Annotated in this window: 12 protein-coding genes; 5 read left to right on the top strand and 7 right to left on the bottom strand. The window is 36.9% G+C overall.

What is annotated here, in order from left to right:
• Nucleotides 1-399 precede the first annotated feature (399 nt).
• A complete protein-coding gene (locus tag D5018_RS19980) occupies nucleotides 400-693 on the top strand; it encodes a hypothetical protein (RefSeq protein ID WP_121840744.1) in 294 nt (97 codons plus the stop codon).
• A gap of 87 nt (nucleotides 694-780) precedes the next feature.
• Nucleotides 781-1,293 (top strand): hypothetical protein, encoded by a 513-nt coding sequence (locus D5018_RS19975; RefSeq protein ID WP_121840743.1) that lies wholly within the window; start codon nucleotides 781-783, stop codon nucleotides 1,291-1,293.
• 10 nt (nucleotides 1,294-1,303) lie between these two features.
• Here the strand turns inward: D5018_RS19975 and D5018_RS19970 are convergent, their stop codons facing one another.
• The 5 genes from D5018_RS19970 to D5018_RS19950 form a co-directional block, all read right to left on the bottom strand.
• Nucleotides 1,304-1,648, bottom strand: coding sequence for a hypothetical protein (locus D5018_RS19970; RefSeq protein WP_121840742.1), 345 nt, complete (start codon nucleotides 1,646-1,648; stop codon nucleotides 1,304-1,306).
• Nucleotides 1,635-2,138 carry a helix-turn-helix transcriptional regulator gene (locus tag D5018_RS19965; protein WP_121840741.1) on the bottom strand — a complete coding sequence of 168 codons (504 nt, stop codon included), beginning with the start codon at nucleotides 2,136-2,138 and terminating at the stop codon, nucleotides 1,635-1,637. Before D5018_RS19965 ends, D5018_RS19970 begins: the two co-directional genes overlap by 14 nt.
• A 90-nt stretch (nucleotides 2,139-2,228) precedes the next feature.
• Nucleotides 2,229-2,804: a VOC family protein gene (locus D5018_RS19960; protein ID WP_121840740.1), complete on the bottom strand. Its 576-nt coding sequence runs from the start codon at nucleotides 2,802-2,804 to the stop codon at nucleotides 2,229-2,231.
• Nucleotides 2,791-3,471, bottom strand: a complete 681-nt coding sequence (locus tag D5018_RS19955) for a VUT family protein (RefSeq protein ID WP_121840739.1) — start codon at nucleotides 3,469-3,471, stop codon at nucleotides 2,791-2,793. Before D5018_RS19955 ends, D5018_RS19960 begins: the two co-directional genes overlap by 14 nt.
• Complete coding sequence (locus D5018_RS19950; protein WP_121840738.1) at nucleotides 3,461-3,796, bottom strand: hypothetical protein; 336 nt, start codon at nucleotides 3,794-3,796, stop codon at nucleotides 3,461-3,463. Before D5018_RS19950 ends, D5018_RS19955 begins: the two co-directional genes overlap by 11 nt.
• A gap of 479 nt (nucleotides 3,797-4,275) precedes the next feature.
• Between D5018_RS19950 and D5018_RS19945 the strand changes: the two genes are divergently transcribed.
• From D5018_RS19945 to D5018_RS19935, 3 genes are all read left to right on the top strand, one after another.
• Nucleotides 4,276-4,755: a hypothetical protein gene (locus D5018_RS19945; protein ID WP_121840737.1), complete on the top strand. Its 480-nt coding sequence runs from the start codon at nucleotides 4,276-4,278 to the stop codon at nucleotides 4,753-4,755.
• Nucleotides 4,756-4,964: 209 nt separating this feature from the next.
• Nucleotides 4,965-5,498: a plasmid mobilization relaxosome protein MobC gene (mobC, locus tag D5018_RS19940; RefSeq protein ID WP_165905125.1), complete on the top strand. Its 534-nt coding sequence runs from the start codon at nucleotides 4,965-4,967 to the stop codon at nucleotides 5,496-5,498.
• Nucleotides 5,491-6,147: a relaxase/mobilization nuclease domain-containing protein gene (locus D5018_RS19935; protein ID WP_121840735.1), complete on the top strand. Its 657-nt coding sequence runs from the start codon at nucleotides 5,491-5,493 to the stop codon at nucleotides 6,145-6,147. Before mobC ends, D5018_RS19935 begins: the two co-directional genes overlap by 8 nt.
• A 21-nt stretch (nucleotides 6,148-6,168) precedes the next feature.
• Here D5018_RS19935 and D5018_RS19930 read toward each other — a convergent pair whose 3' ends face one another.
• Together D5018_RS19930 and D5018_RS19925 are read right to left on the bottom strand one after the other, a co-directional pair.
• A complete protein-coding gene (locus D5018_RS19930; RefSeq protein ID WP_121840734.1) occupies nucleotides 6,169-6,546 on the bottom strand; it encodes a hypothetical protein in 378 nt (125 codons plus the stop codon).
• Nucleotides 6,547-6,663: 117 nt separating this feature from the next.
• On the bottom strand, nucleotides 6,664-6,897 hold the full coding sequence (locus D5018_RS19925; protein WP_133309350.1) for a hypothetical protein: 234 nt from the start codon (nucleotides 6,895-6,897) through the stop codon (nucleotides 6,664-6,666).
• Between the last annotated feature and the right edge of the window lie 306 nt (nucleotides 6,898-7,203).

The following is a 7,203-nucleotide window of genomic DNA, read 5'->3' as shown; positions in this document are numbered from 1 at the left end:
TTGTGCAAACAAATCCATTTTTATCGTCAGTTGAAGGGAATTTGCAGATCTGATCGCCACTTTTTCAAACAGTTCCATGAAAAAGTTTAATTGCTTAGAAAGTGATCACATTGTGTAGATACCTATGTACATATCTCCCAATCAAACAGAAAAAACAAATGTTTTTGTTATTTATTTATTTTTTAAGATACGCTGATATGCAAGGTCAAATTAAATATCTATATGTTTGTTGTTGATTCAGGAGTGGTTAAGGCTTCATTATTTGTACAAAGGGGGAATACAGGAGTCTGAATAAGTCCTGAACACAGGTTATGTTGCGCTCATGATGACAAAGAAGTGCTGGTAATCTCAGACATACTGTTTTTTGCGCAGCATCGCTTTCTTTGATAGGTGAAAGACATGAAGAGCTTGGTTATAACAGCAGCCTTATTCACGCCTGTATTAACTGGATGTTTATCCCCTAATTTACTTATAGATAAACCAAAAGACGATTTCCAAACTTGTATGGAACAAGCAAAAGATAAAGCTGGAGATTCATTTTACGAAAATTTTTACTCTTCACTTCACGGACTTGATCCAGAAAAAGTCAAAAAGCAAAAATTAGAGAACGCAATTCTAGCTCAAAAATTAAAAATATTGTGTGAACAACAGCGACAGAAGCAAAAACAATTGAAAGGGAAAAGTAAAAAATAAAAGCATAAAGTTTACTCAATACATTAACATCAACTTTATATTTCTAACCTTTTGTGCGTAAGCTTTATCTCTGCTGGAGAAATAATTTTGAATAAGCTGTTCAGATTATCTTTGATAGTAGCTGTATCCATTTATAGCCTTGGCATATCTGCAAAACCAAATTCTCAAAATCTTAGCTTTGGGGATGGTAACTGGTATGGAGGGGATCTTTCATTTGAGTTAGTACTAAGTACTAACAGCAAAATAGAAACCCTCTGGGGTGATAATGATACGCTAAGATTCGCTTGTAATTATAAGCATTGCTATGCTCTATTACTTACTCATTGTTTTGCTAAACATAAATACTCCATACAATTTGAAGTGAACCATCAAATTCTACATCAAGAAACTCTTGAGTGTGAAAAAGGTATGGCTCAAGGAGTTAGTGATGATTTTAATTTGTCATTTAAAGAGGTCAGTTCAGTATTGCGGAGCCATAGCGGTGTATTGGATGTATATACAATTGATAATAGCAATCAAAATAATACTTCAAAAGCCCAATATAGTTTGAAAGGGGCTCATGAGGCTATGGATTACATCAAAAAAAACGGTATTCGGTAGTTGAGCATTTTTAAGAAGCTTCTTTTATCTTTATAGCTTTATTCAACACATAATCCACATAAGAATCACGAACAGGTTCCGCTTGATGTTTAAAATAGTGTTCGTAGCAATTGTGGTAAGTCTCGAACTGAATGAACTTTAGGTAATCACTCTTGGTTAGCGCATAGCCCCGAACGACTTTAATAAGCTCTTCCATCGGCAATTTAGTATGTCTATCGTTGTCACAGGTTTGGTAAAAACACCAAAACTGACCATCTTTGTATTCTAGATTTTCAAAAATAATTTGATCAGGTTCATTACGCGATTCATCTCGCTGGAATCGGCACCAGTTTTTTAAATGTTCAATATTCCACACTGCGTTTTCTCCACTCATAAATTGGATAGGCATTGTCTTGCTGTGAATCTAATACTTGGAACTTACTTGCTTCTATTAACAAAAACTCTTTGGCGTTAAAGCTGTTTTCTAGGCTACAAATGGCCACTTGATCAAGGTCAGTCTGAAAGGCAAAAGCTTGTTTTCCAAGGTTGATTTCAGTGACCAAAAACGGTTCGCCATAGATGCGATAGCCATCACGAAAGAACTTTTGTAAAACAAAGTAACTGTTAATTATGGGGATCTCATAACCAAAATTTTTGGTGAGTTCGCCTAAACCTAAAATTAACCAATTGGGGTTTATCCCCAAGGCATCTGCAAGCTTGGGAGCAAGCTTAGACTCAGGTATTTTGTTTTTGACGATATAGCTGATGGTCTGCTGCGTAACCCCAGCTTTTTTAGCCAGCTGCTTTTGAGTAACATTTAACTCAAATAAAGCACGTTCTAGCCGTTCCCCTAAGCTCGTTTCCATTGATGATCTCTTGTCGTCTAATATTTGTGTAAAATACAAACATATTTGTCGTTTCAGTCAAATTAATTCTGAGTTATGTTCAGCTTTTAGCTATGAACCAATATCGCTATGCCCTTGTTCTAGCTCCCACTGAACACCGTAAGGGTCGATAAAATAGAAATAGCGTATTTGTGAAACAACATCACACACAGCTTGCTTTTCATCGAGGTTGGCGTCCTTTTCAGGATCAAAAAAATAAAACTCATCAGCAGAAATATCATCAATTTTAAAAGCTTGGTAGTCATCAGAAGAGTTAATTAACGTGGCATCAGGTTGTTGCTTAATAAATTCAAATGCCTCTTGGATATTAGTAACTTTCAGTGCAATATGACCGACATTGCCCATATCATGCGTTTGTTTAAATCGAATATCACAGCTCCCTTGAGGCGAGTGGTATTCCATGAGTTCAATAAATACTCCTGTATTTGGGATCTCTAAAAATGTGATTGTCACATCAACATCTTCTGGCTTATTTATAAACCCAGCAGATTTTGCAAAACCAATATTTTTGAAATTTGGAAAGCATTGTTGAGAAATGGCACCAAACACGGTTTGATAAAAATGTATGGCCTTCTCGGTATCATCAACAACGATGTTGATATGGCTAAAGCCTTCAAACTTGATCATGGTACACCCCTGAGTTGGTATCTTGTTGATGGACATAGTTCAAAATATGTTTCATTGCCCATGCACTAATAACCGAGTAACAGAACACGCATATCACATTAGTTATTGCATTCACATGAGCTAACAGCATTACATGGTCTGGATAGTTGCCTCTAAATCCAAAGTAGTCAGTGAAATAGGTGTAGACACTGATACTGACAATGGTTGAGAAAAACGAGGCTTTAAAGAACGTGAACTTCTTAGTTTTGTACCAATGAGAAAACAACAAAATATCGATAATACTGATAATTAGCCCACCACCAAGATTGGCTAGATATAATTGAGGAACACTACCAAACACATCTTGGTATGATTGTCCTAATGCAAAGAACTCTGGCTCTGGTGCGCTGGTTACTCCCATAATGAAAGAGAACCACACTAAATTTGTGACTGCTTCACCCAGAAGCACAAAAATCACAAACCGACGGCTATTAAGACTGGCCAGAATGTCTGAGAGTGAAAACACCAACATGTATGAGAACGTAGCAGGGATCACTGGGAAACCCACAATTCCAACTAAACGATTAGCTATTAAATGAGAAATAATCGAGGCGGACAACAAAGCCCCAATCAACACATAGTTAATGTTTGCCGTTCGAAATAGGTTTTGCTGACATTTAGAAGTCATGATTGGCCTCCTTCAATATATCAGCTACAAATTTTTGCTTTTGTTCAGAACTCTGATGTTTAACAAGCTCATGGTAAATCTGGCTATAGATCAAGTAGCGGGACAACTTTGCATATTGATGTTCCCAAAACACAGATTGATCTTGTGATGCGTATACGTCTTGCACTTTTTCACAGTACATTTTGAGACAGGAACCAAAGCGGTAATTGATCCAAAACTCATCATCAATAAATTTAAGGTGTTCAATCACGATTAAATATCGGTTAGTAACAGCCTTTTTAAGTACAGAACTCACCGTTTCACAGAATGCTTTGTTAGTTAACACACGGCCTCCTTACTGCTGGAGATAGGTAACTTACAGTGATTAATAGAGAACTATCGTTTTACCATTGCTTGGCTACCAAAATCTCTTTGTTTATCAGTCAATGTTTTGTTAACGACTACAAAGGAAAGGTGATTTTCTGTAAAGCAGAGAATGTGATTGGTTAAGGTTAAATTCAGTTTAAAATCAATATGAAAGCTAAAGAAACTAATAAATACGGGAGATGTGAGGAAACATTAATTTTTTCGGTCTTTGGGGAACTTTTGTCGAAAAATAGATAGGTTATTGGGTTTTAGGTAGGATGAGCAAGGCACATTTATGATGAAGCGTAGTTTATGTGGAGTGATACTTTTTAGCTTAATCTACGCTGCATTTGAGTTCCTTTTCGTCAAAAAAAGGTGTTTATAATAAACAACAATTAACTTCCTTTGCTGTCATAACTTCTAAAGTTAAACCTCAACCCATAAATTTCAGAAACTGGTATGGCATTTTCACTAGAAACAACTCCTTTTGACAGTCAAGCAACTAGGTATGGCTCTACGGAACCAATAGGCATAAATGGAGTGCTAAAACTGTCTACAAGGAGTGAACAAATAAAACTTTTTCATGTGATGCAAAGTGAAAAAAACTCTATATCTCGATTATTCAGAATTACAGGCTTTCTAAATGACTATCCAACAGCTTTAACTCGTGGTGAAAAAATGGATGCGTTATGGAATCTAGGTTGTGATTCTTTAATGTTGAGAGATAAAGAATGGAAATCTCGCGATTACACTTCAGCTTTGGCATTTAATAATTTAGCGTTTAAGCTATTTTCAAAATCACTAGATGTACATCAGTTCTGCTTAGAACTTGATACCCAAGAAAATATAGAGTCAGACGCAAGGTTTAGATCTAAAGTTCAAAGTAATTTAAAAAATTTGATTCAGGACGAGGCATTAATTAAGAAATATCTAAAATAAGTTTAAAGCTAGTGCAGGATTCGCAAACTGATGGCGTTTGCCGTAGCTTCTGCCAGCAAATGCCGTAACCTTTGCCAGCATTTGCCGTACAGGTGAAATTAATCGTTTGAAAACCCTAAAAGACTGACTTTTAACTGTACAAATATCCATCATGGCGATAATCTCAAATCTATAAGGTGCGGTTGTACTTCACAATGTTGGAGGTCGTGATGGCGAGAGTTGAAATTCGTTTAACGGACGATGAAAAGTCTAACTGGAAATCATACTGCAAAAGCCAAGGTGTTTCTGAATCTGGCATGATGCGACAACTCATCAAGCATTCCGTTCCAGACATTGCTTATAACGAACCTTTCAAACAAGCCAAAACCAATAAAATCACTATCCGATTATCCAGCCATGAATTTGTGAAATTGGAATCCCAAGCTAAAGCTGAGGGTTATATAAATCCAACCAGCTGGGTCAAAGCATCCGTTACCGCAAGTCTACAACGAAACCCAATCATCACCGACTCAGAAATAAATGCACTGAGAGAATCAAACCGTCAGCTGGCAGCTATTGGTCGTAACCTAAATCAAATCGCTAGAGTGTTAAACATTGAGTTTAGGGAAAGCAACAAAGTCACCAAAGACATGATAGAAATGCTAACCAAACGCCTTAATTGCCACAGAAAAAAAGTAAATAAGCTTATCCATCAAAGCTATCACCGCTGGCAGCTTGAGCTAGAAGAGGCTAGCAATGAGTAGCCTTACTAATGATACTATATCAGGGCTGTTATCTGGTGACGTCAGACACAAAACTAACCGCATCAAACCTCTTTCTCGCTACAGTAAGAAGCCACCAGAAGTTATGGTTAAGATCAGTGGTTACTGCTACTCAGCCGATCATACCCAAAGCCATTTTGATTACATCAGTCGTAATGGAAAACTGGAAATCGAAGATGAATGTGGTCAGGTTTACCAAAATAAACAGTCACTCCATCTTCTCGCTCAAGACTGGGAAGAACCACAAGCCAACACTAAAAGAAGAGCAAGGCACAGTACTCACATCGTTCTATCCATGCCCGATGGCACCGAACCCAAAGCCGTGAAAAAAGCCGTAAGAGAGTTCGCCAAAAAGACCTTCGCCTACAATCATCAATACGTTATGGCATTGCACACTGATACTGACAGCCCTCATGTTCATCTAACGGTTAAGAACCTTGGTTTTGATAGGAAACGGTTGCATGTTCGAAAAGGATTGCCGCAGGTATGGCGAGAAAGATTCGCCAAAGAGATGGAAAGGCAAGGCGTAGCAGCTGAGGCTACACCTTATCTAAAGCCTTGGGTAGAGCAAATCACTTTACCTCAACGGAAAAAATCATACTCACAAGAAATTGAATCAGACGTTACTTAAAGTAACTGATGGATATGGATATCATTGCCCCCCTATGCTAATCGCCCATCGATATTGCTGGAAAATATCTAAGCCTATTCTTTCAGGGGCTGCAAAGTAGGTTTCATTTGTCGAAAGCGTATCAGGAAATACTCCTTTAAGTACTGCCGTCCGATAAAATAATGAATATACTGTTCCAGAATAAGTTGCTGAACTAGAGATATAGAATTTTCCTGCTTTTACGTTAACAGTATTAGTATCAGTGAACGTGCATTTACTCTGAGGGTAAGATTCTTTCAATGCATAATCTGTCACAATGCAAGATAGCTCACCTGTTGGAATTGAAATTGATCCTGCATAAGTTTTAATTGGTACTAAAGTAAAAACCAAAGAAGCTAATAAATACCGATGCATAAACATAATAATAACGCTTAATGATATGAACACATTTCAAACGTTAATAATTAAGCTAAAAACAGCAAGATTAAAGAGGACTTAGATATTTCGTAAATATCTAATAAATACATTTCATTGCGCTTATTTGATTTCAATCACACAAGATAGTCGCTTTGGAAACTCAATAAACCTTAATTTCAAGGAACTACTTTTCTTATTCAGCCCTAAGCTCTGATTTTTAATAAAAGTGCCAAAAATGCGAATCCCATATAGCTCAACCATCATACCGACTGTATGCTCTTCAAGTTCTAACGGTGCGACTGATACAACTTGAACGATTTCAAGATCTTCACCTTGATGCATTTCTATATTCAAGTTGACAAACTCAGAGCATTTTAAATCGGTTTTAAATACATAGTCAGCAAGGATAGGTAACTCAACAGCAGTTGGATAACGGAAAAAATCATGGAAGCCTAAAAAGGTCTTTAAAAACCAACGAGAAAACTTTTCCTTATCAATATGTTTTCTGTGAAGGCTAAACTTTTTTTGTTTACTTTTTTGTAACTATTCAGCCTACTGAACAAAAATATCTGGCAAATGCCCACTGAACAACAAGTTCAGCGCTGTTGAAGCTGTTATATTTTGCTTTCTGCAACTCGAAACGTAACTGCGTATGGCACA

Source organism: Parashewanella curva, assembly GCF_003675895.1.
Classification (GTDB): Bacteria; Pseudomonadota; Gammaproteobacteria; order Enterobacterales; family Shewanellaceae; genus Parashewanella; species Parashewanella curva.
Note: the sequence above shows the minus strand (reverse complement) of the source record. Positions and strands in the feature narration are given on the sequence as shown.